This is a genomic window from Actinomyces glycerinitolerans, from assembly GCF_900098745.1.
Lineage (GTDB): Bacteria > Actinomycetota > Actinomycetes > Actinomycetales > Actinomycetaceae > Actinomyces > Actinomyces glycerinitolerans.
This window is the reverse complement of record NZ_FQTT01000012.1, coordinates 117,559-144,081: the sequence shown is the minus strand read 5'-3', so window position 1 is coordinate 144,081 and position 26,523 is coordinate 117,559. Positions and strand designations below refer to the sequence as shown.

Sequence of the window (26,523 nt, the reverse complement as noted above, 5' to 3'; positions counted from 1 at the left end):
GTGTCCGCCTGCGCGAGGTCAGTCGGCGGAGGCCACGCCGCCGAGGCGCGCGAGCAGCAGGACATCCGCGGCGACGATGCGCTCGAAGTCGCCCAGGTGCATGGACTCGTCCTCGCTGTGGGCGCGCGTGTCCGGGTCCTCAATTCCTGTGACCAGTACCTGGGCGTCTGGGAAGGTCTGCTTCAGCGTGGCGATGAAGGGGATGGAGCCACCCTGGCCGATGTTGACCGCCTCAGTGCCGAAGGCCTGCGTCAGCGCCCAGTGGGCGGCGCGGGCGGCCGGGCTGTCGGCGCCGCCGTCGAAGGCGGGGCCCATCTCGCCCGCACTGACCGTCACCCGCGCCCCGAAGGGCGCATGGGTCTCCAGATGAGTGCTCAAGGCCGCCAGTGCGGCGGCCGGGTCCTGCCCGGGGGCGATGCGCATCGAGAGTCGAGCGGTGCAGGAGGGAGCGAGCACGTTGCCCGCCACCCGCAGCGGCGTCACGTCCATGCCGATGACGGACAGCGCCGGCTTGGTCCACAGCCGGGCGGTCAGTTCACCGCTGCCCGCCAGCCTCACGCCATCCAGCACGCCGGCGTCGGCGCGGAAGTCGGCGTCGGAGTAGTCCGGGGCGCCGGCCGCCACGGGCCGGGAGACGAGACCAGGCACGGCCACATCGCCGACGTCGTCGTGCAGGGTCGCCACCAGCCGACACATGGCGGTAACGGCGTCGATGATCGGACCTCCGTACTGGCCGGAGTGGAGGGCGTGGTCGAGCACGTCCAGACGCACATCCACCTGGATCACCCCGCGCAGGGAGGTGGTCAGTGCGGGCACCCCCACCCGCCAGTTGGAGGAGTCGGCCACCACGATCACGTCGGCCTCCAGCTGCTCGCGGTAAGCGTCCAGGAACGCCTCGAAGGACGGCGACCCGACTTCCTCCTCCCCCTCGATGAACACGGTCACCGAGCAGGGCAGCTGGCCGTCGTTCAGCTCGGCCGCCAACCGCAGGGCGTGCACCAGGGAGATGACACCGGCGCCGTCGTCGGCGGTGCCCCGCCCGTACAGCCGCTCGCCGCGCCGCTCGGCGGTGAAGGGGTCGGACTGGCGCCACTTGGAGGGGTCGCCGACCGGCTGCACATCGTGGTGGGCGTACAGCAGCACGCGCGGGGAGCCGACCGGGCCGTCACGGTGGGCCAGCACCGCCGGACGACCGGGGCCGTCGGGGCCGGGTACCGAGGTGACGCGGGCCTCCAGGCCGGCGTCGCGCAGCAGCGCAGCCACGTGCTCCGCGGAGCGCTCCACCTGGGCGGGGTCGTGCCCGGAGGCAGAGACGGAGGGAATGGCCACCAATTCGGTCAGGTCGCGGACAACCCGGTCGAAGGAGTCGTGGACGGCGGCGGAAACGGCGTCGGCATTGATCATGAGTTGCAGGGTAGCGCGGTTGAGCCGCTAACCTGTGGCCCGTGAGTCTGTTAGAGAAGCTGCCGTTCATCAAGCGCGACCGGTCCGGCGACGCCGCCGAGGCCGCCACGGCCGCCCCCGCCAAGACCTCCGGCAAGAAGGGCCGCCCCACCCCTAAGCGCAAGGATGCGCAGGCCCGCAACGTGCACCCGATCGTGCCCGCGGACCGCAAGGCGGCCAAGCGGGAGGCCCGCGCCAGGCAGGATGCGGCCTGGGAGCGCCAGCGCCAGGCCATGCAAACCGGCGACGAGCGCTACCTGCCCGCCCGCGACAAGGGTCCGATCAAGCGCTATATCCGCGACTACATCGACGCCCGCTACTCGCTCGGTGAGCTGTTCATCCCCTTCAGCTTCCTGCTGATCATCGTGTTCATCGGCTTCTCCTCGCGGAACACGCTGCTCAGCTATTACTTCATGCTGGCGGTCTACCTGTTCCTGTTCATCGCGATGATCGACGCCGTGATCTGCTGGCGGCTGCTGCGGCGGCGGCTGTACGCCAAGTTCGGCCAGGAGAAGGTCCAGTCGCAGGGGCACATTTTCTGGTACATCTTCTCCCGCTGTTTCAACCTGCGGCGCTGGCGCCAGCCCGCCCCCCAGGTGGCGCGCCGCCAGTACCCCGAATGAACGAATAAGCGCCCGAGTGGCCGAGCGCCCCTTCCCCTCGCCGAGGTCGGTTGATATGACGTCCTGCAGATCGCGCGGGATTGTTCCATGGAGGTACTTACCGGTCTAGGCTGGGGTCATGGTCGCATATCGTCATCTCGGCAGCTCCGGACTCAAGATCACCGAAATCACCTACGGCAACTGGCTCACCCACGGCTCCCAGGTGGAGGCCGACACCGCCATTGACTGCGTGCACACGGCACTCGACCTGGGCATCACCAGCTTCGACACCGCGGACGTGTACGCGAACACCGTCGCGGAGGAGGTGCTGGGCCAGGCGCTGAAGGGGCAGCGGCGTGAATCCCTGGAGATCTTCACCAAGGTGTACTGGCCCGTCGGCCCCAAGGGCCCCAACGACGTCGGCCTGTCCCGCAAGCACATCATGGAGGGCATCGACGGTTCGTTGCGCCGCCTGGGCATGGACTACGTCGACCTCTACCAGGCGCACCGCTACGACTACGCCACGCCGCTGGAGGAGACCATGCAGGCCTTCGCGGACGTGGTGCGCGCCGGCAAGGCCCTGTACATCGGCGTCTCGGAGTGGACCGCCGAGCAGATCCGGGCCGGCCAGGAGCTCGCCACCCAGATGGGCTTCCGACTGGTGTCCAACCAGCCGCAGTACTCCGCCCTGTGGCGCGTCATCGAGGACAAGGTCGTGCCGACCTCCACCGAGCTCGGCATGGGCCAGATCGTCTGGTCGCCGATGGCCGAGGGGGTCCTGTCCGGCAAGTACCTGCCCGGGCAGCAGCCGCCTGCCGGCTCACGCGCCACCGACGAGAAGGGCGGCAAGGAGATGATCAGCCGCTGGATGCGCGACGACGTGCTCACCGCGGTGCAGCAGCTGAAGCCGATTGCCGACGACGCCGGGCTGTCCATGCCGCAGCTGGCCATCGCCTGGGTGCTCCAGCACGCCTTCATCTCCGCGGCACTGGTGGGCGCCTCGCGGCCGGAGCAGCTGGTCGAGAACGTCAAGGCCTCCGGTGTGAAGCTGGGCGACGACGTCATGGCCGCAATCGATGCGGCTCTGGGCGACGTCGTCGAGCGCGATCCGGCCCTGACCCGCTCCCCCGAGCAGCGTCCGGCCTGACGCACTCCGCTTGGTAAACCAAGTACCCGAATAGCCGAGACCGGTCGGATGGCACGCACCATTTCGACCGGTCTCGGTGCGTAATTTCCACCGATCTGGGCACGTAAGATCAGCCGACCTCGATGATGGGAGCGAGACGGGGTCAGCGCAGGTGACGCGGGCTGGTCGCCAGGGCGCGGTTGATGCGGCCGGGCCAGGCCGGGCCGTTGTAGATGAACGCCGTGTAGGCCTGCAGCAGGTCGGCGCCGGCGTCGAGCATGAGTTCGGCGTCCATGATCGAGGAGATCCCGCCGACGCCGATGATCGTGGGGCCCTCCCCCATCCGGTTGCGCAGACGACGCACCACCTGTAGCGAGCGCGGCAGCAGGGGCGCACCGGACAGGCCGCCCTCCCCCAGGTCGTGGTCGATGGTGGTGTTGGTGGCGACGACCCCGTCCAGCTTCATGTCCAGGACCAGGTCGGCGACGGCGTCGATGTCCTCGTCGGCCAGGTCCGGGGCGATCTTGACCAGCAGCGGCACGTGCCTGTGAGCGGCGGCGTCGGCGGCCTCGCGCACGGCGGTGAGGATCGGCCGCAGCGACTCGACCTCTTGCAGGCTGCGCAGCCCGGGGGTGTTGGGACTGGAGACGTTGACGACCAGGTAGTCGACCCAGCGGGCGACCTTCGAGGCGGAGTAGGCGTAGTCCTGGGCGGCCTGCTCCAGCGGCGTGGTCTTGGTCTTACCGATGTTGGCGCCGACGACGATGGAGCGGCCCCGCACGGTGGAGCGCAAATGCCGCAGTCGCGCGGCGGCCTCGTCGGCACCGGAGTTGTTGAAGCCCATGCGGTTGCGGACGGCGCGGATGGTCGGGTAGCGCCACATGCGGGGCTTGTCGTTGCCGGGCTGAGGACGGGCGGTGAAGGTACCCACCTCCACAAAGCCGAAGCCGAGCATGTCCATGCCCTCCACGGCCTGTCCCTCCTTGTCCATGCCGGCGGCCAGGCCGAGGATCCCGGGGACGGGGCGGACGAATGGGCCGCCCTGGTTCGCGGACGGCACGGGGAAGGCGGGGCGCCGTCCCACGGCTTGCCGGACGACGTCGCGCACAAGCGGCACCTTGCTGGTGGCCTCGATCGCCTCCATGCAGACGTCGTGGATGGTCTCGGGGTCGATGCGGGCGAAGACGGTCTTGTACAGCAGGTCGTACAGCACGGCTCCAGGGTACTCGTGGTGGGGGCGACGGCGCACCGATGCGTCACCGGGATCCGCCGTGTCCGCTAGCCTTGGGCGCAGACCGCAAACAATCAGCGCAGCGACGCCCCGGCAATGAGGTGGGTTCCGTGTCATTCAACCGCAACATCAAGCTCGATCCCAACCGGGTGCAGACGCGCTCCGGTGGCCGTGGCGCCGTCATCGGGGGCGGCTCCGTGCTGGCCGTATTGGCGGTCTTCCTGCTTTCGCAGGTGACCGGAGTGGACCTGTCCGGTCTGCTGGGCGGGCAGGACGCGGCCTCCGGCACCTCCACCTCCTCCACCATCGACACCTCCATGTGCACCAGTGGTCAGGCCGCCAACCAGTACACCCAGTGCCGCATGATCGCCACCGCGGAATCGCTGGACGCGGTGTGGGATGAGCAGCTGCCCGGCCAGGCCGGCACCGCCTATGCCGAGCCGGGCTTCATCCTGTGGGACGGGCAGTCGGTGTCGACGGCGTGTGGCTCGGCCACCAGCGCCGTCGGCCCCTTCTACTGCCCGGGTGACTCCAACGTGTACCTGGACATGAGTTTCTTCTCCGACATGGAGTCCACACTGGGCGCCCAGGACACGCCGCTGGCGGAGGAGTACATCGTCGCCCACGAGTTCGGCCACCACATCCAGAACCTGCTGGGCGTCATGGGCTCCACGGATCGCTCGGGCACGGGCGCGGACTCCGACTCGGTGCGCACCGAGTTGCAGGCCGACTGCTATGCGGGCGTGTGGGTGCACTACGCAGCCACGACCGTTGACCCCGACACGGGCACCGCCTTCCTGGTCGAACCCACCCAGGCCGAGATCGCCACCGCCATCAACGCCGCCGAGTCGGTGGGAGACGACCACATTCAGCAGCGCTCCAGCGGCACCGTCAACTCCGACACCTGGACGCACGGCTCCTCCGAGCAGCGGGTGCGCTGGTTCACCACCGGCATGGAGTCGGGCTCCCTGGAGCAGTGCGACACCTTCGCCGTGGCCGGCTCCCAGCTCTGAGCCTTCCGGATGCGGCTTGGCCCCACCGCGGCAGCGGCGCTCCATCTCACGTACGCGTTCGCCTCTTACGTACGCGTTTTGGAGCTTTCCCCGCGTCGGGATGTTGAAAAACTCCAAAACGCGTACGTGTGACGAGAAGTCGTACGTCAGGCGTTCAGCTGAGAGCCGACCATGTAGGAGAACTCGACGAGCCGGTTCGAGAAGCCCCACTCGTTGTCGTACCAGCCGAAGACCTTCACCTCGTTGCCGATGACCGCGGTCAGCGGGGCGTCGAAGATCAACGAGTGCGGGTTGCCGACGATGTCGCGGGAGACGATGGGTGCCTCGGAGTACTGCAGATACCCGGCGAGCGACCCGTTGGTCGCTGCCTCCCGGAAGGCCGCATTGATCTCCTCGACGGTCGCCGTCCGGCGGGCGACGACGGTCAGGTCGGTGATTGAGCCAACGGGAACCGGCACACGCAGGGCGGCCCCGGTCAGGCGGCCTTCGAGTTCGGGAATGACGGCCCCGATGGCGCGGGCCGCTCCCGAGGAGGTCGGGATGATCGACTCGGCCGCGGCACGGGCACGGCGCAGGTCGCGATGCGGTGCGTCGTGCAGGCGCTGGTCGCCGGTGTAGGCGTGGATCGTGGTCATGAGGCCGGTTTCAATGCCCACCAGATCGTTGAGGATTCTCGCCAGCGGTGCCAGCGAGTTCGTGGTGCACGAGCCGTTGGAGAAGACGTCGGCAGCATTGACGTCGAGTTCACGGTCGTTGACGCCGAGGACGAAGGTGGGGACGTCGCCCTTCGCGGGAGCCGAGACAATGACCTTCTTCGCGCCGCCCTCCAGATGCGCAGCGGCCTTGGCCGCGTCCGTGAAGAATCCGGTGGACTCAATGACCACATCTGCCCCCACGCTGTCCCACGGGATACCTGCGGGGTCGGGCTCGGAGAAGACCGCGATGCGGCGGCCGCCCACCACGAGCGCGTCGCCGTCGACGTGGACATCGTCCAGGCGGCCGCTGACGGAGTCCCATTCGAGCAGGACGCCCAGCGTGGCGGCGTCGGTGAGGTCGTTGACGGCGACCACCTCGATGTCGGCGTGGTTGGCCAGGGCCGCCCTTAGGTAGGTGCGGCCGATCCGACCGAAGCCGTTGATTCCGATTCGCACAGTCATGCTGTTCTCCCTCTTCTGCAGGTCGTGGATGTGTTTCGCTCACGGACACGACCGTGAGCGGCTGGTTGGCGGAGCCCTACGGCCCGCCGGCCTCCATCCCACGACGTGCAGCTGCGAGTCCCCTGCGGTCCCACTGGCAAGGTGGCGGGCAGTGCCTAACTCAGGGCGCACAGTTCGATGAGTTGTGGCTCGACTCGAAGGTTGCTCACCGCCGGGCCGCCAGCGGCTCCGAACCTGGCCATCGCAACCGGTACCCGCTTGCGTGCGACGCAACGTCACACCCGACGCTGGGTGCGTCCGCCCCACCCGGGGCACAGCCGACAACCGGGAGGAACCATGGCCACCGCACCCACCGCGCTCATCGTCATCGAGTCCTGCTTCGGCAACACCCGGACGATCGCCGAGGCCGTAGCCGCCGGGCTCACGGATGCCGGCGCCCAGGCCCGGGTCCTTGATGCGGTCCAAGCACCCGCCTCGCTGCCCGCGAAGCTCGATCTGCTGATTCTGGGAGCTCCCACCCACAACCGGGGACTGCCGACCACGGCCACGCGCACTCAGGCGGGTAAGCAGGCCGGTGCCGCCGCGCCGAACAGCGGCATGCGCGAATGGCTGGCGCGCACCACCATTCCGGCCGTCCTCACCACGGCCGTCTTTGACACGGTGACCTCCAAGAGCTGGCTGAGCGGCTCGGCGGCCAAGGCGATTATCAAGGCCCTGCGGCGCGGGCGGGGTCGGGATGCGCCGTCGATCAGGAGCTTCCTGGTTCAAGGGCAGTCGGGGCCCTTGGCCGACGGCGAGGAGGCGGCCGCCCGCACCTGGGGGCGTGCTCTGGCGGCCTCGACGACCAACGTTTGATACCCGCCTCACGGCGAACAGTCACATCCGACAACCTTCCGTAAGGAGAGCAAAATGACGACTAGCAACACCAAGAACCGGTTGAGCGGCCGCGCCATCACCGGGATCTGCCTGACCGCCTGCGGGATTATCACCATCGTCTGGGGAGGCACGGTCGTGCCGGTCAGCATGTTCAGCGGCGACTTCATGTCCTTCGCGGCCGGGGGCCTGGTGCTCATCGCCCTCGGCGCGTACCTGGTCACCGCACTGCCACCGGCCCTGCGCATCGCGGCCGTCTGGCTGGCGGCGTTGGGCTTGATCTCCTACCTGTTCGTCATCGGCATGGAGACGATCGTGGCCCTGATCGGCTGCGTCCCGGTCCTGGGGTTCGCGGCTTGGCTCAGCACCAGGCTGTGGCGTTGAACGGCCGTTGTTGGGCCGGTGACGGCGGGGCCGTGGACGCCTACGGTGGTGCCATGAGCCCCGCCTCCGGCCCCGTCGTCCCGTCCGCCGCACTGCCCTGTTCCGACGCCGTCGTCCTGAAGGGGGTGCGTGAGACTCCGGCGCCCGATGACGGCCTGCGGGTGCTCGTGGACCGGCTGTGGCCGCGGGGAGTGAGCAAGCAGCGAGCCGCGCTGGACGACTGGGCGAAGGACGCCACCCCCACGACGGCGCTGCGCAAGGCATTCCATTCCGGCGAGCTGGACTGGCCGCAGTTCGTCGACGCCTACCGCGCAGAACTCGCCGAGCGGCCCGAGGCGGCCGCAGCCGTGGCGGAGCTGCGCCGTCGCGCCCTGGCCGGCCGGGTGACGCTGCTGTTCGCCGGCCACGACCACGTACACACCCACGCCCGCGTGCTGCGCGAGGCCGTCCTGGGTGCCCAGGACCCGGACCTGCCCTGAGCCGGGGCGCCTGGACTCGACCGAAGGAGAAAGCCCCCTCCCATGCGCGTCGCCGAAATTGCCCGACTCACCGGCACCACGGTCCGCACCGTGCGCTACTACCACAAGCAGGGTCTTCTGCCCGTGCCCGAAGAGCGCGGCGGCTGGCGCGACTACGACATAAGCCATGTGGCTCGCCTGTCACGCATCCGCTGGCTGGTCCAGGCCGGCGTCCCGCTGAAGTCCATCGCCCGCATCCTGGACTCCCCCACCGACGAAGTGGTCTCCACGGATGCCGCCGTGCTCGACGACCTGTCCGGAGCCCTGGCCGTGATTGAGGAGCATCTGACGGAGGTGACCCGCCAGCGGGACATGCTCGCCTCCCTGCTGGAGCGCGCGCGAGAGGGCTTGACCGTCTCCCCCATGCCGCCGCGCATGGTCGCCTTCTTCGACCGGCTGGAGGCGGAGGCCCCCGATGAGCGGACGCGGGTGGCCGTGCGCCGCGACCGTGACCTGGTCGATGTGGCCTGCTACAGCGGGCACATGCCGCCCGAGGCACAGTACCTGTTCCCCGGACCGAACGACGGCGAGGACGCCGACGCGCTCGTGGCCTACGGTCAGGACACCGAAAACCTGACCGACGCCCAGGTCGAGGAACGGGCCGCAAAGAACATTGCGCGGTTCGAGCGCACGCTCGGGCCACGGCGTTGCCGTGAACTCGCCGATAGCGTCGATGCCGCTGCCATTGCGCCCCCGTTCAAGCTGTTTGCGCACCTTGGAGCCGGTGGCGCCCGATTGGCCGGCGAAATGGAGCGGCAACTAACAGAGGCGATCACCCGCTGGCGCGCAACACCTTGAGTGTGACGCGACGTCGCACCCGAACCTGGGCGCATGACACCCACGGTTACCGTCACCAGGCCCGCCCCCGTCGGTTCACCGATTCAGGAACCGGCAATCGAGGTTGCCGGACTGGTCAAGACCTTTGGCCGCCTGCACGCCGTGGACGGCCTGGACCTGCGCGTGCGCCGCGGTCAGGTCCACGGCTTCCTCGGCCCTAACGGCGCCGGCAAGTCCACCACGATTCGCGTGCTGCTGGGCATGTATCGCCGTAACGCCGGAGAGGTGCGGGTGCTGGGCCGTGATCCGGCGCAGGAGGCGGGCGCCATTACCCGTCGCACCGCCTATGTGCCCGGGGATGTGGCGCTGTGGCCGAGTCTGACCGGGGCGCAGACGCTGGACGCCTTCGCCGCGCTGCGCGGCCGCCGCGATCGACGCCGCGAGGCGGAGCTGATCGAGGCATTCAGCCTGGATCCCTCCAAGCCGGTGCGCAGCTACTCCAAGGGCAACCGGCAGAAGGTGGCCCTGATCGCGGCCCTGGCGGCGCCCTGCGAGCTGCTCATCCTGGATGAGCCCACCACCGGGCTCGACCCGCTCCAGGAGGAGGTCTTCCAGACCTGTGTGCGCGAGGCGGCCGCCGGGGGCCGCACAGTACTGCTGTCCAGCCATCTGCTGGATGAGGTCGACCGCGTATGCGACGCGGTCACCATCATCAAGGACGGGCGCACCGTGGAGACCGGCACGCTGGCCGCGCTGCGGCATTTGCGCAATTCGACCATTACCTGCCGCCTCCCCGACGGCGCCGTACCGGGACTGCCACGCGGCGTCGACGCTCCACCGCCGGGGGCCGACGGAGTGACACGAATATCGGCGCCCGCCAAAGACGTCTCGGATGCGCTCAGTGCCCTTATCGCCGCGGGCGCCCAGGGGACCACCTGCACTCCGGCGTCCCTGGAGGACCTGTTCCTGCGTCACTACGAGGGCCAAGCCCGATGATCACACGACCGACATTCATGCGACCCGCCCTGCGCACCGCCCGCACGCTCGCCCATGAGGAACGCGCCTGGCTGCTGGCCCTGCCGACGGCGGTCACCCTGCTGACCGCCCTGCTCGCCCCAAGCTATGCGACCACTTACGCCACGGCCGCAGACCTGGCGCGTGCCGTGGCGATGAGCAGGATATCCAAGGCGTTAACGGCCCTTTACGGTGAGCTGCCCGAGAGCGCCGACGCCGTGCAGCTCGCGGTCTGGGAACTCGGGGCGCTGACCTGCCTGCTGCTGGGAGTCGTGGTGGTGCTGCGCGCGGTCGCGGTAACACGCGCCCAGGAGGACGGTGGGCGCTCGGAGATGCTGCGCGGCGGCGGCGTCGGTCCGGTCGGTGAGCTGGTCGGCGTCAGCCTGATGCTCGGGACGCAGTGTGTGCTGCTCGGCATCAGCGCGGGCGTTGGGATCCTCGCGTTGGAGGGCGCCGAGGCGGCGGATGCGACCGCCTATGGGATCGCCGTGGCCGGAACCTGTGCCCTGTTGGCGGCAGTCACGGTCCTGCTCGCGCAGCTGACCACCGACGCCACCGGCGCGCGTGGCGCCGGGCTCGCGGCACTGGCCGTGCTGTATGCGGGTCACGGGGCGTGGGCCGCCCAGGGGTGGGGGTGGGCGGGTGCCTGGTCGCCGTTCGCGCTGCGCAGCGCGATTGATCCCGGCGGGAAGAACAACTGGCAGCCCGCGGCGATCGCGGGCGCTGCCCTGGTGGTTCTGCTTGCCGCGGCGGCGGGCGCCGCGCGCCGCCGCGACCTGGGGGCCGGGCTGATTCGACTCGGGTCCGGACGTCAGCGCCCGCTGCGAGCCCGTGGTCCGGTGACGTTGGCGCTGCGGCGCTCGCGCCTCCAAATGTTGACATGGGCGCTGGCCGCCGCCGCCATTGCCGGGGTGCTGGCGGCCATGGGCGAGAACATGGTTGAGCTGGCCCGGCAGGGAGCGGTCGACGGCGGCACGTTCGGCTCGCTGCTGGGCGGTGGTGATCCGGGTGAGGGATTCCTTAGCTATATAGGTGTGCTGATGGCCGCCCTGGCCAGTGCGCAATCGGTGGCTCTGGCGGGGCGCTTCGCGGCCGAGGAGTGCTCCGGACTGGTTGAGGCGGCACGTGGCACCGGCACCGGGTCGGCGCGGCAGCTGGCCGCCTGGTGCCTTGTCTCCCTGGTTGCGTCATCCCTCACCCTCGGTGCGGCCACACTGGCGGCGGGACAGGTGGGACGTGCACTGCTGGGCACCACCGCCGATGACGCACTGCGGCTGGTCGCCGGCCAGTGGCCCGCCGCAGCGGCCTGCACTGGCGTCACCGCGCTGCTGGGTGGCGCCTGGCCACGGCTACGGTGGCTGGCATGGGCACCATTGCTCGCCGGGCTCGGAATTGCCCAGCTCGGCCCCAGCCTCGACCTGCCGCAGTCGATGATTGACGCAGGGCTGTTCGCTCAGGCGGGCGATCCAACAATGGTCTGGCTGGTCCTGGTCGGCGCGACGGGGACAATGGCGGGCGCGGTGGTGGCGCACCGCCGTGACCTGCACCCGGCCATCGGGCGGCAGCCTGCCGGACGTGGGCTGCAGTCTGCCTTCGCCTACGCGCGTCTCAGACGTTGAAGCCGAGGGCGCGCAGCTGGTCGCGGCCCTCCGGGGTGATCCGGTCCGGGCCCCACGGCGGCAGCCACACCCACTGCACACGCACCTTGTCGACGATGAACCCGAGCGCCTGCTGGACCTGCTCCTCGATCACGTCGGTGAGCGGGCAGGCGGCGGTGGTCAGGGTCATGTCGAGCACGACGGTGCCGTCGGGCTCGATCGAGATGCCGTACAGCAGGCCGAGGTCGACGACGTTAATGCCCAGCTCGGGGTCGACGACGTCGCGCAGTGCCTCCTCAATGGCGGCGACGTCCACGTCCGCGACGCTGGTGGGCGCGTGCTGCGCGGCCATCGGGTTGGTGGCCGGAGCGGTCTCGCTCATAACTCCTCCTGGTGGATTGAGACAGGGGCTGTGGTTTTGGGGCGGCCGGGCGGAAGCCCGCCGCACAGGCGGTTTCAGTCCGCCTTGGCGGCGTCCAGCGGGACGCCTGCCTTCAGCAACGCATCCTTGAGCGCGATCCATCCCAACAGCGCGCACTTAATGCGATTGGGGTACTTGGACACGCCCTCGAAGGCGGCGGCGTCCTCCAGCTCGTCCAGCACCGAGTCGTCCACGCCGCGGCCGCGCGAGTGCATGAGGGCATCGAAGTCGCCCTCGAGCCGCGCCACCGTGGTCAGGTCGGCGCCGTCGACGAGGTCGTGCATGATGGAGATGGAGGCCTGGGAGATGGAACAGCCGTCCCCCTCCCAACCGACGGCTTCGATGCGTCCGTCGCGCACGCGCACACCCAATGTGACCTCATCCCCGCAGGTCGGGTTGACCTGGTGGGAGGTGGAGTCCGGGGCCTCCAGCGCCCCGGAGCCGTGGCGCTCTCGCGAGTGATCGAGGATTACCTGCTGATAGAGCTGATCAAGATCGTTCATGTTCACCTCTGGAAGTATCCGCGGACGGAGGCGACGGCTTCCAGGAAGCGGTCGATCTCCGCGGGTGTGGTCACCGGGCCGAAGGATATCCGTGAAGAAGACGGCACCCCGAAGTGGGCGTGGACCGGCTGGGCGCAGTGGTGGCCGGTGCGCACCGCTACACCGGCGGCGTCCAACACCTGACCGACATCATGCGGGTGCACCCCGTCGAGCGTGAATGCGACCACGCCGACGCGGTCGTGGGCATCGGCGGGACCGAGCAGACGCAGCCCGGGCACCTCCGCCATGCCCCGCAGGGCCCGGTCGAGCAGCACCTGTTCGCGGGAGTGCAGCCGCCCCAGACCCACCTCGGCCAGGTAGTCGACGGCGGCGTGCCAGCCGGCCGCCTGGGCCAGCGGCTGACTGCCGGCCTCGAAACGGGCGGGCGCGGGCATGTAGGTGGAGGAGGCCATGGTGACGGTCTCGATCATGGAGCCGCCGGTCAGCACCGGCGGCATGGCGTCCAGCAGCTCCTCGGTGGCCACCAGGGCACCGATACCGGTGGGGCCCAGCATCTTGTGGCTGGAAAGCACCATCGCATCCACTCCGGCCGCGGACAGGGCGGCGAAGTCCAGGGGCAGGTGCGGAGAGGACTGACAGGTGTCCAGCACCACCAGGGCGCCGGCGCTGCGGGCGGCCGGCAGGATGCCCTCCAGCGGGGTGACCGCGCCGGTGACGTTGGAGGCGTGAGTCAGCGCGAGCACCTTGGTGCGGTCGGTGATGACGTCGACCGTGCCCAGGTCGATGCGCCCGTCCGCGGTCAGGTCCAGCCAGCGCAGGGTGGCGCCGGTGCGGGCGGCCAGCTCCTGCCAGGGCACCAGGTTGGCGTGGTGCTCGGCCACGGTCACGACGATCTCGTCGCCGGGGCGAAGGCGCAACCGGGCGGAGGGGTCGGTGGCTCCCGCGGCCGGCCCGCCGTGGCCGGCGGGCCGGGACAGGCTGGCGTGCCCGATGGCCAGGGCCACCAGGTTGATGGCCTCGGTGGCGTTCTTGGTGAACACCAGTTGGCTGCCGCGGGCGCCGACGAAGGCGGCGACGGCGTCGCGCGCGTCCTCCCACACGGCGGTCGCCTCGTCGGCCAGCTGGTAGGTGGAGCGCCCGGCGGCACCGTTGGAGCGGCGGTAGAAGTCGGCCTCCGCGAGGATGACGCCGACCGGCTTCTGACTGGTGGCGGCCCAGTCGAGGTAGGCCAGCGGCTCACCGTTGCGGGCCGGACGCTCCAGGTAGGGGAAGTCGGCGCGTAGAGCGTCGACCTCGGCAGCGGTCAGCGGCGCGTCCGCGCCGGGAGCGTCACCCACCTGGCTCTGGGGCGACTGGGGCGTTTCAATCATTTGCGTTTGGTCTCCTGCGGGGGCTGGTGCTGGCGAGACGCCGGCGGATTGGGGCTGTTCAGGCGACGAAGCGGTCGTAGCCCTCTTCCTCCAGCCGGTCGGCCAGGTCCGGGCCGCCCTCCTCGGCGACGTGCCCGTCCACGAACACGTGGATGTGGCTGGGCTTGATGTAGCGCAGGATGCGCGTGTAGTGGGTGATCAGCAGGAAGCCGGCGTCGGAGGAGTCGTGCAGGCGGTTGACGCCCTCGGAGACGATGCGCAGGGCGTCGATGTCCAGGCCGGAGTCGGTCTCGTCCAGGATGGCGAAGCGGGGGCGCAGCAGTTCCATCTGCAGGATCTCGAAGCGCTTCTTCTCGCCGCCGGAGAAGCCGGCGTTGACGTCGCGCTGGGCGAAGGCGGGGTCCATGCGCAGGTTCTCCATGGCCTGGTTGACCTGCCCGATCCACTGACGCACCTTGGGGGCCTCGCCGTCGATGGCGGTCTTGGCGGTGCGCAGGAAGTTGGAGACGGTGACGCCGGGGACCTCCACGGGGTACTGCATGGCCAGGAACAGGCCGGCGCGGGCCCGCTCATCGACGGTCATGTCCAGGAGGTTCACGCCGTCGAGCAACACCTCGCCGTCGGTGATCTCGTAGTCGGGGTGGCCGGCGATGGAGTAGGCCAGGGTCGACTTGCCGGAGCCGTTGGGACCCATGATGGCGTGCACTTCGCCGGAGGCGACGGTGAGGTCGACGCCCTTGAGGATGGGCTTGGGGCCGTCGTTGGTGGCGACCTGGACGTGGAGGTTCTTGATCTCGAGGGTACTCATCGCTGCTTGTCTTCTTCTTTGTCCGTGAGGCTGATTGGTGGATGGTCTGCCGGGGTGGCCCGGACGGGGTGACGCGGGGCTACTCGGCCGCTGTGGCCTGTTCGCGGGCGGAGACGAGCGCGTTCAGTTCGAGCTCCTGCTCGATGGCGGCCATGAGCCGTTCCTCGACCTCGGGCACGCGGATCTCTGCGACGATCTCGTTGAAGAAGCCAAGTACCACCAGCCGACGGGCCTCCATCTCCGGGATGCCGCGGGCGCGCAGGTAGAACAGCTGCTCGTCGTCGAAGCGGCCGGTCGCGGAGGCGTGGCCGGCGCCCACGATGTTGCCGTTCTCAATCTCCAGGTTGGGGATGGAGTCCGCCTTGGCGCCCTGGGTGAGCACCAGGTTGCGGTTGAGCTCGTAGGTGTCGGTGCCGCGGGCGCCGGCGCCGATCAGGCAGTCGCCCACCCACACCGAGTGCGCCCCCTGCCCCTGTAGGGCGCCCTTGTAGGCCACGCGCGAGTAGCAGTGCGGCTCGGTGTGGGCCACGTAGGGGCGGTGCTCCTGGTGCTGGCCGGCGTCGGTGAAGTACACGCCGTAGGCGTCGATGTGGCCGCCCTCGCCCTTGAAGCCGAGGTCGGAACAGATACGCACGTCTCCGCCCAGGGAGACGACGACGTGCTTGAGGGTGCCCCGCCCCTCCACACGCACGCGGTGGTTGGAGGCGTGGATGGCAGCGTCCTCCCAGCCCTGGATGGTGACCAGGGTCAGTTCGGCGCCGTCGGCGACGGTCGCCTCCACCGTCTGCGTGAGTGCCGCGGTGCCGCGGTGGTCCAGAACAACCGTGGCAACGGAGTCGCCCAGGGCCGCGATGCGGATGTGCTGGGCGGCGGGGTGCTCCAGCCCCGTGTCGGTGCCCGTGGTGGTCACGCGCACGGCCCGTTCCAGCCCGGCGCCCGCCGGCAGGGTGACGACCGTGGCGTCGTGGAAGGCGGCCCAGGCGACGACGCCGGTGCGGTCCACGGGGGCGCCGACGACGCCCAGCCGCGGGTCGTCCCGGGAGACGGTCTCGACTCCGACTCCCGCCGGGGCGTCGATGTCCACGCTGAGCGGGTTTGCGGCGGTGCCGGCGGTGACGGCGTCGAGGTCGAACAGTGGTGCGAAGCGCTTGATCGGGGTGAAACGCCACTCCTCTTCGCGTCCATGCGGCGCGGGGATGTCGGCCGGGTCGAAGGAGGTGGGCCGGTCGGCGCGCGAGGAGACGTAGCGGCGCTGGCCGTGCGAATGTGCCCCCTCCAGCGCTGCACGCGAGTGGTCGGTTTTCAGTTCGGGCATTGGTGCTCCTTGCCGGCGCTTTGCCGGCGGCTCGTGGTCGGGGAGGGTACGGGGACGGCGTCAGCCGACGGAGTTCTCCATCTGCAGCTCGATGAGCCGGTTGAGCTCCAGGGCGTACTCCATGGGCAGCTCGCGGGCGATCGGCTCGACGAATCCGCGCACGATCGTGGCCATGGCCTCCGTCTCGGTCAGTCCACGCTGCATCAGGTAGAACAGCTGGTCGGCACTGACCTTGGAGACGGTGGCCTCGTGCCCCATCTCGACGTCGTCGGTGCGCACATCCACATATGGGTAGGTGTCCGAGCGGGAGATCTCGTCCACCAGCAGCGCGTCACACAGGACATTGGACTTGGAGTGCCGGGCGTTCTTCTGCACCTGCACCAGACCGCGGTAGCCGGAGCGGCCGCCGCCGCGGGAGATCGACTTGGAGACGATGTGGCTGGAGGTGTGGGGCGCCATGTGGATCATCTTGGCGCCCGTGTCCTGGTGCTGGCCGGCACCGGCGAAGGCGATTGACAGTGCCTCGCCGCGGGCGTGAGGCCCCATCAGGAAGACGGCCGGGTACTTCATGTTCCGCTTGGAACCGATGTTGCCGTCCACCCACTCCATGGTGGCGCCCTCGGCGCAGGTGGCGCGCTGGGTGACCAGGTTGTAGACGTTGTTGGACCAGTTCTGGATGGTCGTGTAGCGCACGCGGGCGTTCTTCTTGACGATGATCTCCACGATGGCGGCGTGCAGAGAGTCGGTGGAGTAGATGGGGGCGGTGCACCCCTCCACGTAGTGCACGTAGGAGCCCTCGTCGGCGATGATCAGGGTGCGCTCGAACTGGCCCATGTTCTCAGTGTTGATGCGGAAGTAGGCCTGTAGCGGGATCTCGACCTTAACGCCCGGCGGCACGTAGATGAAGGAACCGCCCGACCAGACGGCGGTGTTAAGGGCGGCGAACTTGTTGTCGCCGGCGGGGACCACAGAGCCGAAGTACTCCTTGAACAATTCGGGGTACTGCTTCAGGGCGGAGTCGGTGTCCAGGAAGATGACGCCCTGCTGCTGAAGATCCTCACGGATCTGCTCGTAGACGACCTCGGACTCGTACTGGGCGGCGACACCGGCCACGAGCCGGTCGCGCTCCGCCTGAGGGATGCCGAGCCGGTCGTAGGTGTTGCGGATGTCCTCGGGCAGGTCCTCCCAGGAGTTGGCGGGCTTGTCCGTGGAACGGACGAAGTACTTGACCTGGTCCAGGTCGAAGTCGGACATGTCCACGCCCCAGGTGGGCATGGGCTTGCGCTGGAAAATGTCGTAGGCCTTCAGCCGCTTCTGCAGCATCCATTCGGGTTCGCCCTTGAGTGCGGAGATCTCGCGCACCACCTGCTCGTCCAGGCCACGCCGTGCGGACAGGCCGGCGGCGTCGGAGTCGTGCCAGCCGTACTCATAGGTCTCAGAGATCGAGTCGATGATCTCGTCGTCGCTACTGCGCACGCTTTCCGTCACGGGTGCTGTCATCACTTTCCTTCCGTTACGCGGGGCCGACGGCTCCGCTGGTCTGCCGCCCGGACCGCGCGCTTGCGCAGGGTGGGCATGGCGATGGGTACATGGGTGGTGCATACGTGCTCGCCGCCCGCGAGAGTGGCCAGGCGTTGCACGGGGACGCCGAGCAGACGCGCGAAGGTACGGGTCTCGGCGTCACAGAGTTCATGGAAGTGCCCGGCCACATCGCGAACCGGGCAGTGCCCCTGGCACAGCTGGATGGCATAGGTGCCGTCGCCGACGTCGCGGACGGTCGCGGCGTAGCCGTCCAGGGTCAGGGCATCCGCCAGGGCGCGCGCCCGGTCGGCGGGATCCTTGCCGGCGGCCTCCACGATCGGCATGTAGCGGCGCTCCAGGTCGCGTCCGCGGGAGGCGGCGAAGGAGTCGATCGCCTTCTCCCCGCCGACCTGAGACAGGTAGGACAGGGCGCGGTTGGCCAGTTCCGAGTAGCCCTCGCCGAAGGTGGTGCGGGCGTCGGGAGTGGCGACGTAGAAGCGTGCCGGGCGGCCGCGACGGCGTTTGCCGTTGGCAGCGGGGGCGTGGGCCTCGATTTGCCCGGCCTGCTCCAGCGCGGTGATGTGGCGCCGCACGGCCGCGGGGGTCAGGCCCAGGACCTTGGCCAGTTGTGCGGCGGATACGGGGCCCTTCTCGGCGATAAGGTCAAGGACTCGGGAGCGGGTTGAGTCGTCGTCGGTCTGACTCATGGTTGACTCCTCTCCGCGGCTGGGCGATGCGGCAGCGGGGCCCCGGTTGGCTCCGCCTGTGTGCACCAGATTTTAACGAACATCTTCGTTCTCAAATTCCGGTCTCGCAAGTTTCCGCCGCGACGTCAGCAAGTGCGATGGAGCACGTTGACGCCGGGGAGCTCGCTTCCACTGCTCGCCTGTACGAATGCCCGGACAAAGTATGGCCGTGAGAAACGGCGCAACTCTGCCGCAGCCGACGCCGGGTGGCACTTGGAGTGCGCCGACCTGTGCTAACTTACCCGGCCGTTGGCCCGCCGCCATTGAACGTTTCAGCTGAGCGTTTCAGCCTCATGCTGCGTCTGTCGGCGGCCGAGATCACCAGCCCGCGGTTGGACGCCGTGTCCACCGTCCTCCCCGTCTCAGCCGGAGCGTGAGCGCATCGACGAGCCGGCCGAGGAGGGCGTGCTCGCCGGCTGAGCAAGCAGCGACCACGTACAAACGCCACGAGCGGCCCCGGCACCTGATTCCCCAGGTGCCGGGGCCGCTCACTGTGGCTTCGCCGAGCGCATGCCCCTGCTTATGGCCGCATACGCGCCACGCGCTCTACCTGCGTCCACGCCAGCGGGTCCGGAGCGGAGCCGACGAACTCGCCATCGATGACATTGTTGAACCCGGTCAGCACCCACTGCCCGTCGCGTAGTCGGAACAACTGACCGGCATACAGATGCTCGGGCCGCAGATAGCGTGCCGCATCCACATCCCACGGCCCCAGCGGCCCGGCCCCCTCGGCGATCCACACGCCGCCGGGGCCGGGCTCGGCCTGCATGTCATCCCCGCAGGAGAAGACCAGCAGGTGCTGTCCCTCGACCTGCCGCGACTGGCTTACCTCGAGCTGGCCAAACCTGCTCGGATCCGTCAGTGGTGGCAGTACCTCCCAGTGGTCGAGGTCGTCGGATACGGCATGGCCGATGACGCCGGCGTGCAAGCGGTCGACGCCGCGGGCACGAGCGGTGACAAGCATGTGCCAGCGTCCTTCGTGCTGGAACACGAAGGGGTCCCGCCATGGTTCGTCGAAGGCATACCCGGGGTTCCACTTCTCATACCAGCGGCCATCGGCCTCAAGCGGCTCCGCGCAACGGCGCTCGAAGGTGATTCCATCGGCGGAGTCCGCCCACCCGATCCGTTGCACCATGCCGCGTTCCGCGCGGGAGATGCCCGTGTAGAACACGCGCATGCCGCCGTCGGGCCGCATCACGGTGCAACCGGTCCAGATGGCCTGGTCGTCGAATGCCGGCCCATCGGAGTGCACCAGCGCGTCGGGAAGCAGCCGCCAGTCGCGGGCATCATCGGAGACGGCATGGCCCAGCGCGGCCCGCCAGTGCCGGCAGTCGGGATCATGCAGTGCACGAGAGGCGCGCAGGAAGAACAGGTGGTACTGCTCGCCGTCGTCGGCAACCCAGTGGTCCCACAGCCAGTGGTCTGGGAGCGTGAGCGCCATCGGTCACCCCTTCACTGCTGTCCCCGCGAGCGACTGCACGAAGGACCGCTGGAAGATGACGAAGATGATCAGCACCGGCAGGGTGATCAGGGTGCCGTAGGCCATGATCTGCCCCCACACGGGGTTGAGCTGGAAGAAGTACTGCATACCCACGCTCACCGGCCGCATCGACTCCTGCTGGATCACCATCAGCGGCCACAGGTAGGAGTTCCACGCCGGCAGCATGGTGATGATCGCGACCGTGGCGAACGTAGGTCCGGACAACGGCACGATGATCTTGCGGTAGATGGTCCACCATCCCGCGCCGTCCACCCGGGCGGCCTCATCGATCTCCTTGGGGATGTCACCGAAGTGCTGCGCGAACAGGAAGATCGCCAGGGCGTTGGCGATGTAGGGCAGGATCTGCACCTGGTATGTGTTCAGCATGCCCTGCTTGAACAGGAATCCGTCGACGGCCCACTGGATGGAGGGCAGTTTGGCCACCCAGAAGACCAGCGGCACGGCGATGGTCTCGAAGGGCACCATCAGGGTCGCCAACACCAGAGAGAGCACGATGTTCTTCCCCTTCCACCGCATGCGTGAGATGGCAAAACCGATCATGGAGTTGACGATCAGCCCGAGGCCGACGATTGCGACCGTCACGATGATCGAGTTGGCGATGAAGCGACCGGCGGGGACCCGGTTGAACACGCCGGCGTAGTTGTCCAGGCTCAGGTCGCCCACCGGCAGGAAGGCCCGCAACGAGCCGAGGTCGGAGAAGATCTGGGCGTCGGGCTTGAGCGAGGAGAAGATCATGAACAGCAGCGGGAACACGGCGACGATCGCCGCGAGGGTGAGCCCGACGTAGGTCAGGATCTTCGAGCGCCGCTTGGTGGCGGCCCGGCCGCGACGGCGCGACGTCGGCGCAGTGGCGACGTCCTTGTTGGTGTCTGCGGCGGTCATGTCAGTCGTCCTCCCGGGTCAGGCGCCGCTGAATGAGGCTGATCAGCAGCACGGCGATGAAGAAGATCAGGGAGATCGCGCTCCCGTATCCCATGTCCTGCTCGCGATAGCCCTTGCGCACGGCGTGGTAGACGAGCGTGGAGGTGGCGTCCTGCGGGCCGCCGGAGGTCATCACGTCCACCTGAACGAACAGGCCCAGTGCGGCGATGGTGATGGTGACGAGAATGAACACCATCGTGGAGTGCAGTCCGGGCCAGGTCACGTAGCGGAAGCGCTGCCAGCCGTTGACGCCGTCCAGGGAGGCGGCCTCGTAGAGGGCCGGGTCGATGCCCTGCAGGCCGGACAGCCAGATGATCATGTGCAGGCCGACGGCCTGCCAAATGGACAGGACGATGATCGCGGGCATGGCGGTGCCGGGGTTGTTGAGCCAGGCGACGGCGGTCCAGCCGCCTCCCGTGATGGTGTTCAGCATCGAGTTGAACAGGCCGTCGTCCTCGTAGAAGAAGCTCCACAGGATGGAGACCACCACCATTGAGGTGACCACGGGCATGAAGATCATGGTGCGGAACGCGGTCACGCCCTTGACCTTCTGGTTGACCAGGATCGCCAGTGCCAGGGCGAGGCCCGATTGGCATGGGACGACGATCAGCGCGAAGAACGCGGTGTTCGTCAGTGAGCGCATGAAGGTGGGGTCGGCGCTGAAGGCACGCGTGAAGTTACCCAACCCGATGAACTGGGGCGGGTTCGGGGAGATCAGCCGCGCGTTGGTGAAGCTCAGCACGAAGGTGAGCACGATGGGGATGACGAGGAACAGCAGAAGCAGCAGCAGGGCGGGCGTGGACATGAGCCAGGCCGTGCGCGCCTCCTGGCGCAACGCGGCGGACCGCCCGGCGCGCCTCTTCTTCGGTTCGGTTGATGCTAAAGACATAGCAGTTCCCTTCCCGGTGGGGGCGCGAGTCGCCCCCACCGGACTTGCAGGAGGGTTACCGGTCATCAGCTGGCCTGGTAGCCGTTGTTGGACTTGATGTCGGCGTCGATGTCCTTGACCGCCTGGTCGAGGGTGGACTTCACGTCGGCTCCGGAGACGATGTCGCGGGCGGCCTTGTCGAAGATCGAGGAGATGACCTTGTAGCCGGGCGTGGCGGGACGCAGGAGGGCGTACTTGGTGCCGATCTCGTACACGGGCTCGAGCGCGCCGCCCTCCTTGTAGTACTCAGTGCTCGGCGTAGCCGAGGGCACGGAGGGGAAGTTGCCGATGGCGTTGGAGTACTCCACCAGGTACTCGTCCTGCATGAGGAACTCGATGAAGGCGTTGGCCGCGGTGGGGTTGGAGCTGGTGGCGGACACGCCCCACTGCCAGGAGCCACCGCCTACGTGCGCGCCCTCGCCGAAGTCCACCGGCGGCAGAATGAGCACCTCGTCCTCACCGAAGGTCTCCTGCGACTGGAGCACCTTCCAGCCACCGGCGTAGTACAGCGGCACCTTGCCCTGCAGGAAGTCCTGCCCGTCGGTCGCCGGGGTCTCCGAGGCGTACCCGTTCTCGAAGCAGGAGCGGAACCACTCGCCCCACTGCACCGCCGCATCGCCGTTGAGGAAACCCTCGGCGGTTTCGAAGGTCTCCCGGTCGATGAGGTCGCCGCCGAAGGACTGCAGCATCGGCGCGTAGGCGTAGGGCCACCACTCGGCGGTGTCCGCGACGGAGAAGTCGATGGCGTAGTCGTAGTCCTCTAGTTCGGACAGCTTCGCCAGCGCGTCGTCGAACTCATCCTTGGTCCAGGGCTCGTCGATGCTCGGCACCGGGACGCCGGCGGCCTCGAAGGCGGACTTGCGGCCCAGGAAGCACAGCGACGTGTCGTAGGGCCCCACCGAATACAGGGTGTCGTTCCAGTAGCCCTTGGCGGAGTCGATGATGTTGTTCTCCAGTTCGGAGGAGATCTGGAGCGGGGCGAGGTATCCGGCCCAGGCCCAGTTGGGCATGATCGGGCCGTCCAGGTCGAGGATGTCGGGCAGGTCGCCGGCCACAGCGGCGGCCGCGATGGAGTCGTTGTAGGAGGCCTGCGGGAACGACTTGAGCTCGACGGGGGTATCGGGGTTCGCCTCGTTGAAGGCGGCGACCGCCTTCTCGACGACGGCGAGCTCCTCCTCATTCCCGCCGTTGTGGGTCCACAGGCTGATGCCGCCCGAGGCGCCGGATCCGGAACCGGAACCGCCCTGTTGGGAGGAGCAGGCGGCGAGAGTGGCGGCGATAGCAGCGGTAGCACCAAGGCCGAGGAAGGTGCGGCGAGTGGTGGACATGAGCACTCCTTCGTGTGTCACCTAAATGGTTGGGTTAACCGGGATCGGGGCGATCCCGGGGATTGTAGGCCGCCGAAGGTCTAGGCGGATGCGGGCGCGGTCGAGCCGCGGACGATCAGGTCGCATTGGCAGCGGTGGGTGGTGGCCGGTGTGGGCAGGTCGCCGGCGATCAGGTGGCGCACCAGCCAGTCGGCCATCTCGTAGTGGGGCAGGCGCATGGTGGTCAGTCGCGGCGCCAGATTGGTGGAGATCAGTTTCAGGTCGTCGAAACCGACCACGGACAGGTCATCGGGTATGGAGAGCCCGAGCGCGGCCGCGACGCGATACACGCCGGCGGCAATGCCGTCGTTGTAGCAGAAGGCCGCGGTGGGGGGATCCGCGCGGTCGAGCAGTCTCCAGGCGGAGGCGTCGGCCCCTTCGGGGTCGTTGCCGCCACGGATGATGAGCGAGGGATCGGGGGTGATCCCGGCGGCGCGGAGGGTGTTCTCGTAGGCGGTGTGGCGCAGCCCGATGGCGACCGTCGAGTCGTCGTGGGTGATGTGCCCGATGCGCCGGTGGCCGAGCTCGAGCAGGTGGGTCACGGCGGTGTTGGCGGCGGCCGCCTCATCCGGAACGACACCGACGACGTCGTCCCGGTCCGCGAAGCCGTTCAGTACGGCGACGTTGGTCAGCTCGGGCGGCACATGCACCTGCTGGTGGTACATGGCGGCGTGGACGATGACGTCCACGCGCCGTGAGCGCAGCTCACGCACCGCTCTGCGGGACTGCTCCGGCGCTCCGCCGGAGTCCGTCAGCAGGACCGACCAGCCCAGTTCCCGGCTGGCGGTGAGGATCGCATCGATCATGGCGACGGCGTACGGCGTCGACAGCACGTTTTCGCCGAGAACCCCCACGGTGTGGGTGCGGCGGTTGCGCATACCGCCGGCAAGTGCGTCGCGCACGTAGCCGAGGTCCTCTGCCGCGGCGCGCACGCGCGCCGCCGTCGCCTCGGAGACACGCCCCTTGGCCTTGCCGGACAGCACCAGTGAGGCGGAGGCGGTGGAGACGTTTGCGGCGTCCGCGACCTCGGCGAGGGTCGTCATCGCTCCTCCTGTCCGCTCATGAGCCTGGCTGCTGTGCCCGTCAACACGAGTGTGAGGCTCACGACGACGTTAAGTCAATCGATTAACGTCACAGCTGCATATACGAGAGGGCCTGGGCGCGTGGCCCGAACGTTCAGACGGCGTTCGCCGCCCAGCTGCGCGCCCCGCGCACCAGCCGTTCGAGCCCGTCCTCCACGCGGGCGCGCTGGGTGCCCAGGTTCATACGCAGGAAGCCGGCCCCGGCCGCCCCATAGGCGGTGCCGGGCGTGAGCACCAGTCCGGTGCGGGAGCGGATGTGGGCGGCCAGGGCGGCGGTCGCGTCCCCGGGTGCGCCCGCCGGCCCACCCGGCCCGGCGCCGTCGGCTCCCCCGCCATTGCGGCCGACCGCCCCGGCGCCGCACAGCAGCGCGCGCACGTCGATCCAGGACAGGTAGGTGGCCTGCGAGACCGGGGCGGCGCAGCCGGGCAGTTCACCCGCCACCACCTCGGCCACCCGCGCCTTGTTGGCGGCGACGTAGGCACGCACCTCCCCCAACCAGGCCTCCCCCTCAGCGCTGTAGGCGGCGACGACCGCGGGCACCGCGAACACGCCCGGCTCGGCGACCTCGTCCGTATTCATACTGCGCTCCACACGAGCGCGCAGGTGCGGCTCCGGGACGACGACCGTCGCCGAGTGGACGCCGGCGGTGTTGAAGGCCTTCGACGGCGACAGGCAGGTGATGCCCACCTCGGCGCACACCGGCGCGGAGGCGGCGAAGGGCGTGTACCCGACGCCGGGCAGGGTGAGGTCGCAGTGAACCTCATCGGACAGGACAGTCACGTGGTGGTCGGCCGCGAGCGCGCCGAGGCGGGCCAGTTCCTCCCGCGTCCACACTCGGCCGACGGGGTTGTGCGGGTTGCACAGGATCATCAGGGTGGTCAGCGGGTCGGCGAGCTTGGCCTCCAGATCCGCCCAGTCGATCGTCCACTCGCCGTTCTCACCCTGCAGCAGGTCACTGGTGATCAGGCGCCGGCCGTTGTTCAGGACGCTGTTGGTGAAGATGTTGTAGACGGGCTGCTGGATCAGGACCTTCTCGAACACGTTGGTCACGCTGCGCACGATCGAGGAGATCGCGGCGACTACCCCCGTGGTGGGGATCAGCCAGTCTTGCTGGAGCGGCCAGTCGTGGCGGCGTGCCCACCAGGCGGTGACGGCCTGCTCGTAGGCGTCGGTGACGACGGCGTAGCCGAGCAGGCCCTCGCGGGCCACCCGGGCGAGGGCCCGGCGCACGACGGGCGCGGTGCGCAGGTCCATGTCCGCCACCCACATGGGCAACTCGTCCGGTCCGGCCTCGTCCCATTTCAATGAGCCGGTGCCACGCCGGTCGGTGGGCTCATCCAGGTTGAAGTCGGCGGGGGCCCTCATGCGACCGCCTGGGGCGACCAGCCGGTCTCAATGCGGGTGGCCGCGGGGTCCACCCGGTCGGGATGAATGATCTGCTCGCCGATGGAGCCCGCCCGGATGACGCCGTCGGCAGGGTCGGTCAGCGAATCGAGGTGGCCGATGACCTCGGCGTCAATGCCCCGGCAGTACTCGAAGGCGAGGGTGGTGTCCAGCAGGCGACAGCCACGCAGGACGAGCCCATCGATGTAGCACAGACCCTGCAGGCTCTGGATGGTGCAGTCGACGAAGGTGACGTTGCGGGAGTTCCATCCCAGGTACTCCCCCACGATCATCGAGTTCTCCACCACCACGTTCTCGCAGTTCCAGAAGGCGTCCTTACTCAGCAGCACACTGTCGCGTACGGTCACGTCCCGGGCGCCGTCGAAGGCGTAATTGCCCGTCAGGCGCAGCCGCTCGGCGGTGACACCGGCGGCGTCCTTGGCGAAGTAGTCGCCGGTGGCGTTCACGTCCTCAAGCGTGAACTCCCGGCAGCTCCACAGGGTTTCTTCGGCATGCGGCAGGTCTACACGCCGCAGGCTGATGCCGCGGCCGCGGCGGAAGGTCTTGGGGGCGGCCACCAGCGTGCCGTCCAGACGGATGTCGTCGGTGTACCAGATGCCGGAGCGGGCGGTCTCCAGCAGGGCGCCGCCGGTGACCGACACGTCCCGGCAGTACCACAGCGGGTACTTCCACTCGAACACGGTGTCGCTGATGCGCAGGCCGCGGCTCTCCTTGAGCGGGGACTCGCCGTCGGCGAAGGTGGAGTGGGCGATGGTCAGGTCGCGCGAGGCGTACAGCGCGCGTTCACCGGTCAGGCGGCGATGGTCAACCACCGAGCCGACGTGGTCGGGACAGCCGCCCGGGGCCTCGGCGGCGGCACTAGGAGATGCGGTCAGCGTCATGGCATCGACTGTAGGCGG

26 protein-coding genes are annotated in these 26,523 nt (G+C 68.9%); 9 read left to right on the top strand and 17 right to left on the bottom strand.

Annotation, left to right across the window (positions count from 1 at the left end; all coding sequences use genetic code 11):
* Nucleotides 1–18: 18 nt before the first annotated feature.
* On the bottom strand, nt 19–1,404 hold the full coding sequence (locus ACGLYG10_RS10875) for a dipeptidase (protein WP_073331722.1): 1,386 nt from the start codon (nt 1,402–1,404) through the stop codon (nt 19–21).
* Nucleotides 1,405–1,445: 41 nt separating this feature from the next.
* On the opposite strand from ACGLYG10_RS10875, the gene ACGLYG10_RS10870 reads away from it, so the two are divergent.
* Both ACGLYG10_RS10870 and ACGLYG10_RS10865 read left to right on the top strand, forming a co-directional pair.
* Nucleotides 1,446–2,066, top strand: coding sequence for a DUF3043 domain-containing protein (locus ACGLYG10_RS10870; RefSeq protein WP_234415853.1), 621 nt, complete (start codon nt 1,446–1,448; stop codon nt 2,064–2,066).
* Between the two features lie 118 nt (nt 2,067–2,184).
* Nucleotides 2,185–3,192, top strand: coding sequence for an aldo/keto reductase family protein (locus ACGLYG10_RS10865; protein ID WP_073331719.1), 1,008 nt, complete (start codon nt 2,185–2,187; stop codon nt 3,190–3,192).
* A 142-nt stretch (nt 3,193–3,334) separates the two neighbouring features.
* Here the strand turns inward: ACGLYG10_RS10865 and ACGLYG10_RS10860 are convergent, their stop codons facing one another.
* The gene (locus tag ACGLYG10_RS10860; protein WP_073331717.1) at nt 3,335–4,384 is read right to left on the bottom strand and encodes a quinone-dependent dihydroorotate dehydrogenase; all 1,050 of its coding nucleotides are present in this window, start codon (nt 4,382–4,384) and stop codon (nt 3,335–3,337) included.
* Nucleotides 4,385–4,512: 128 nt separating this feature from the next.
* On the opposite strand from ACGLYG10_RS10860, the gene ypfJ reads away from it, so the two are divergent.
* Nucleotides 4,513–5,415 (top strand): KPN_02809 family neutral zinc metallopeptidase, encoded by a 903-nt coding sequence (gene ypfJ, locus ACGLYG10_RS10855; RefSeq protein WP_073331714.1) that lies wholly within the window; start codon nt 4,513–4,515, stop codon nt 5,413–5,415.
* Nucleotides 5,416–5,561: 146 nt separating this feature from the next.
* Here the strand turns inward: ypfJ and gap are convergent, their stop codons facing one another.
* Nucleotides 5,562–6,572 carry a type I glyceraldehyde-3-phosphate dehydrogenase gene (gene gap / locus ACGLYG10_RS10850; RefSeq protein ID WP_073331711.1) on the bottom strand — a complete coding sequence of 337 codons (1,011 nt, stop codon included), beginning with the start codon at nt 6,570–6,572 and terminating at the stop codon, nt 5,562–5,564.
* 336 nt (nt 6,573–6,908) lie between these two features.
* On the opposite strand from gap, the gene ACGLYG10_RS10845 reads away from it, so the two are divergent.
* The 6 genes from ACGLYG10_RS10845 to ACGLYG10_RS10820 are packed head-to-tail and all read left to right on the top strand — an operon-like array spanning nt 6,909 to nt 11,757.
* Complete coding sequence (locus ACGLYG10_RS10845; RefSeq protein WP_073331709.1) at nt 6,909–7,427, top strand: flavodoxin family protein; 519 nt, start codon at nt 6,909–6,911, stop codon at nt 7,425–7,427.
* A 54-nt stretch (nt 7,428–7,481) separates the two neighbouring features.
* The gene (locus ACGLYG10_RS10840; protein ID WP_073331706.1) at nt 7,482–7,829 is read left to right on the top strand and encodes a hypothetical protein; all 348 of its coding nucleotides are present in this window, start codon (nt 7,482–7,484) and stop codon (nt 7,827–7,829) included.
* Between the two features lie 53 nt (nt 7,830–7,882).
* Nucleotides 7,883–8,308 (top strand): DUF488 domain-containing protein, encoded by a 426-nt coding sequence (locus ACGLYG10_RS10835; protein ID WP_170866506.1) that lies wholly within the window; start codon nt 7,883–7,885, stop codon nt 8,306–8,308.
* 42 nt (nt 8,309–8,350) lie between these two features.
* A complete protein-coding gene (locus ACGLYG10_RS10830; RefSeq protein WP_073331704.1) occupies nt 8,351–9,145 on the top strand; it encodes a MerR family transcriptional regulator in 795 nt (264 codons plus the stop codon).
* 33 nt (nt 9,146–9,178) lie between these two features.
* Nucleotides 9,179–10,120 (top strand): ABC transporter ATP-binding protein, encoded by a 942-nt coding sequence (locus tag ACGLYG10_RS10825; protein ID WP_083565858.1) that lies wholly within the window; start codon nt 9,179–9,181, stop codon nt 10,118–10,120.
* Nucleotides 10,117–11,757 carry a hypothetical protein gene (locus ACGLYG10_RS10820; protein WP_073331702.1) on the top strand — a complete coding sequence of 547 codons (1,641 nt, stop codon included), beginning with the start codon at nt 10,117–10,119 and terminating at the stop codon, nt 11,755–11,757. Before ACGLYG10_RS10825 ends, ACGLYG10_RS10820 begins: the two co-directional genes overlap by 4 nt.
* Here ACGLYG10_RS10820 and ACGLYG10_RS10815 read toward each other — a convergent pair.
* The 14 genes from ACGLYG10_RS10815 to ACGLYG10_RS10750 all read right to left on the bottom strand — a co-directional run bounded on the left by ACGLYG10_RS10815 (nt 11,747) and on the right by ACGLYG10_RS10750 (nt 26,505).
* Entirely contained in the window at nt 11,747–12,118 is a 372-nt protein-coding gene (locus ACGLYG10_RS10815; RefSeq protein ID WP_073331699.1) for a metal-sulfur cluster assembly factor, read from the bottom strand. The two genes, ACGLYG10_RS10820 and ACGLYG10_RS10815, sit on opposite strands and share 11 nt — an antisense overlap.
* A 74-nt stretch (nt 12,119–12,192) precedes the next feature.
* Nucleotides 12,193–12,660: a Fe-S cluster assembly sulfur transfer protein SufU gene (gene sufU, locus ACGLYG10_RS10810; protein ID WP_073331697.1), complete on the bottom strand. Its 468-nt coding sequence runs from the start codon at nt 12,658–12,660 to the stop codon at nt 12,193–12,195.
* Nucleotides 12,661–12,662: 2 nt separating this feature from the next.
* The gene (locus ACGLYG10_RS10805; RefSeq protein WP_073331694.1) at nt 12,663–14,030 is read right to left on the bottom strand and encodes an aminotransferase class V-fold PLP-dependent enzyme; all 1,368 of its coding nucleotides are present in this window, start codon (nt 14,028–14,030) and stop codon (nt 12,663–12,665) included.
* Between the two features lie 58 nt (nt 14,031–14,088).
* Entirely contained in the window at nt 14,089–14,838 is a 750-nt protein-coding gene (sufC, locus tag ACGLYG10_RS10800; RefSeq protein WP_073331692.1) for a Fe-S cluster assembly ATPase SufC, read from the bottom strand.
* Nucleotides 14,839–14,917: 79 nt separating this feature from the next.
* Nucleotides 14,918–16,153, bottom strand: a complete 1,236-nt coding sequence (gene sufD / locus ACGLYG10_RS10795; RefSeq protein WP_073331689.1) for a Fe-S cluster assembly protein SufD — start codon at nt 16,151–16,153, stop codon at nt 14,918–14,920.
* A gap of 60 nt (nt 16,154–16,213) precedes the next feature.
* Nucleotides 16,214–17,653, bottom strand: a complete 1,440-nt coding sequence (gene sufB, locus ACGLYG10_RS10790; protein ID WP_073331686.1) for a Fe-S cluster assembly protein SufB — start codon at nt 17,651–17,653, stop codon at nt 16,214–16,216.
* Nucleotides 17,653–18,381, bottom strand: coding sequence for a helix-turn-helix transcriptional regulator (locus tag ACGLYG10_RS10785; RefSeq protein WP_073331683.1), 729 nt, complete (start codon nt 18,379–18,381; stop codon nt 17,653–17,655). Before ACGLYG10_RS10785 ends, sufB begins: the two co-directional genes overlap by 1 nt.
* 559 nt (nt 18,382–18,940) lie before the next feature.
* On the bottom strand, nt 18,941–19,861 hold the full coding sequence (locus ACGLYG10_RS10780; protein ID WP_073331680.1) for a glycoside hydrolase family protein: 921 nt from the start codon (nt 19,859–19,861) through the stop codon (nt 18,941–18,943).
* Nucleotides 19,862–19,864: 3 nt separating this feature from the next.
* On the bottom strand, nt 19,865–20,803 hold the full coding sequence (locus ACGLYG10_RS10775) for a carbohydrate ABC transporter permease (RefSeq protein WP_073331677.1): 939 nt from the start codon (nt 20,801–20,803) through the stop codon (nt 19,865–19,867).
* A gap of 1 nt (nt 20,804) precedes the next feature.
* A complete protein-coding gene (locus tag ACGLYG10_RS10770; protein WP_073331674.1) occupies nt 20,805–21,731 on the bottom strand; it encodes a carbohydrate ABC transporter permease in 927 nt (308 codons plus the stop codon).
* 65 nt (nt 21,732–21,796) lie between these two features.
* Nucleotides 21,797–23,098 carry an ABC transporter substrate-binding protein gene (locus tag ACGLYG10_RS10765; RefSeq protein ID WP_073331671.1) on the bottom strand — a complete coding sequence of 434 codons (1,302 nt, stop codon included), beginning with the start codon at nt 23,096–23,098 and terminating at the stop codon, nt 21,797–21,799.
* A gap of 80 nt (nt 23,099–23,178) precedes the next feature.
* Nucleotides 23,179–24,180, bottom strand: a complete 1,002-nt coding sequence (locus tag ACGLYG10_RS10760; protein WP_073331668.1) for a LacI family DNA-binding transcriptional regulator — start codon at nt 24,178–24,180, stop codon at nt 23,179–23,181.
* A 133-nt stretch (nt 24,181–24,313) separates the two neighbouring features.
* Nucleotides 24,314–25,585 (bottom strand): MalY/PatB family protein, encoded by a 1,272-nt coding sequence (locus ACGLYG10_RS10755; RefSeq protein WP_073331665.1) that lies wholly within the window; start codon nt 25,583–25,585, stop codon nt 24,314–24,316.
* Entirely contained in the window at nt 25,582–26,505 is a 924-nt protein-coding gene (locus ACGLYG10_RS10750; RefSeq protein ID WP_083565857.1) for a DUF3737 family protein, read from the bottom strand. The genes ACGLYG10_RS10755 and ACGLYG10_RS10750 overlap by 4 nt, the downstream gene beginning before the upstream one ends.
* Nucleotides 26,506–26,523 lie beyond the last annotated feature (18 nt).

Bases quoted from the DNA above. Each gene is read 5' to 3' on its own strand.
- ACGLYG10_RS10875 (WP_073331722.1), bottom strand. From the start codon at position 1,404: ATGATCAATGCCGACGCCGTTTCCGCCGCCGTCCACGACTCCTTCGAC.
- ACGLYG10_RS10865 (WP_073331719.1), top strand. From the start codon at position 2,185: ATGGTCGCATATCGTCATCTCGGCAGCTCCGGACTCAAGATCACCGAA.
- gap (WP_073331711.1), bottom strand. From the start codon at position 6,572: ATGACTGTGCGAATCGGAATCAACGGCTTCGGTCGGATCGGCCGCACC.
- ACGLYG10_RS10845 (WP_073331709.1), top strand. From the start codon at position 6,909: ATGGCCACCGCACCCACCGCGCTCATCGTCATCGAGTCCTGCTTCGGC.
- ACGLYG10_RS10840 (WP_073331706.1), top strand. From the start codon at position 7,482: ATGACGACTAGCAACACCAAGAACCGGTTGAGCGGCCGCGCCATCACC.
- ACGLYG10_RS10835 (WP_170866506.1), top strand. From the start codon at position 7,883: ATGAGCCCCGCCTCCGGCCCCGTCGTCCCGTCCGCCGCACTGCCCTGT.
- ACGLYG10_RS10830 (WP_073331704.1), top strand. From the start codon at position 8,351: ATGCGCGTCGCCGAAATTGCCCGACTCACCGGCACCACGGTCCGCACC.
- ACGLYG10_RS10825 (WP_083565858.1), top strand. From the start codon at position 9,179: ATGACACCCACGGTTACCGTCACCAGGCCCGCCCCCGTCGGTTCACCG.
- ACGLYG10_RS10820 (WP_073331702.1), top strand. From the start codon at position 10,117: ATGATCACACGACCGACATTCATGCGACCCGCCCTGCGCACCGCCCGC.
- ACGLYG10_RS10815 (WP_073331699.1), bottom strand. From the start codon at position 12,118: ATGAGCGAGACCGCTCCGGCCACCAACCCGATGGCCGCGCAGCACGCG.
- sufU (WP_073331697.1), bottom strand. From the start codon at position 12,660: ATGAACGATCTTGATCAGCTCTATCAGCAGGTAATCCTCGATCACTCG.
- ACGLYG10_RS10805 (WP_073331694.1), bottom strand. From the start codon at position 14,030: ATGATTGAAACGCCCCAGTCGCCCCAGAGCCAGGTGGGTGACGCTCCC.
- sufC (WP_073331692.1), bottom strand. From the start codon at position 14,838: ATGAGTACCCTCGAGATCAAGAACCTCCACGTCCAGGTCGCCACCAAC.
- sufD (WP_073331689.1), bottom strand. From the start codon at position 16,153: ATGCCCGAACTGAAAACCGACCACTCGCGTGCAGCGCTGGAGGGGGCA.
- sufB (WP_073331686.1), bottom strand. From the start codon at position 17,653: ATGACAGCACCCGTGACGGAAAGCGTGCGCAGTAGCGACGACGAGATC.
- ACGLYG10_RS10785 (WP_073331683.1), bottom strand. From the start codon at position 18,381: ATGAGTCAGACCGACGACGACTCAACCCGCTCCCGAGTCCTTGACCTT.
- ACGLYG10_RS10780 (WP_073331680.1), bottom strand. From the start codon at position 19,861: ATGGCGCTCACGCTCCCAGACCACTGGCTGTGGGACCACTGGGTTGCC.
- ACGLYG10_RS10775 (WP_073331677.1), bottom strand. From the start codon at position 20,803: ATGACCGCCGCAGACACCAACAAGGACGTCGCCACTGCGCCGACGTCG.
- ACGLYG10_RS10770 (WP_073331674.1), bottom strand. From the start codon at position 21,731: ATGTCTTTAGCATCAACCGAACCGAAGAAGAGGCGCGCCGGGCGGTCC.
- ACGLYG10_RS10765 (WP_073331671.1), bottom strand. From the start codon at position 23,098: ATGTCCACCACTCGCCGCACCTTCCTCGGCCTTGGTGCTACCGCTGCT.
- ACGLYG10_RS10760 (WP_073331668.1), bottom strand. From the start codon at position 24,180: ATGACGACCCTCGCCGAGGTCGCGGACGCCGCAAACGTCTCCACCGCC.
- ACGLYG10_RS10755 (WP_073331665.1), bottom strand. From the start codon at position 25,585: ATGAGGGCCCCCGCCGACTTCAACCTGGATGAGCCCACCGACCGGCGT.
- ACGLYG10_RS10750 (WP_083565857.1), bottom strand. From the start codon at position 26,505: ATGACGCTGACCGCATCTCCTAGTGCCGCCGCCGAGGCCCCGGGCGGC.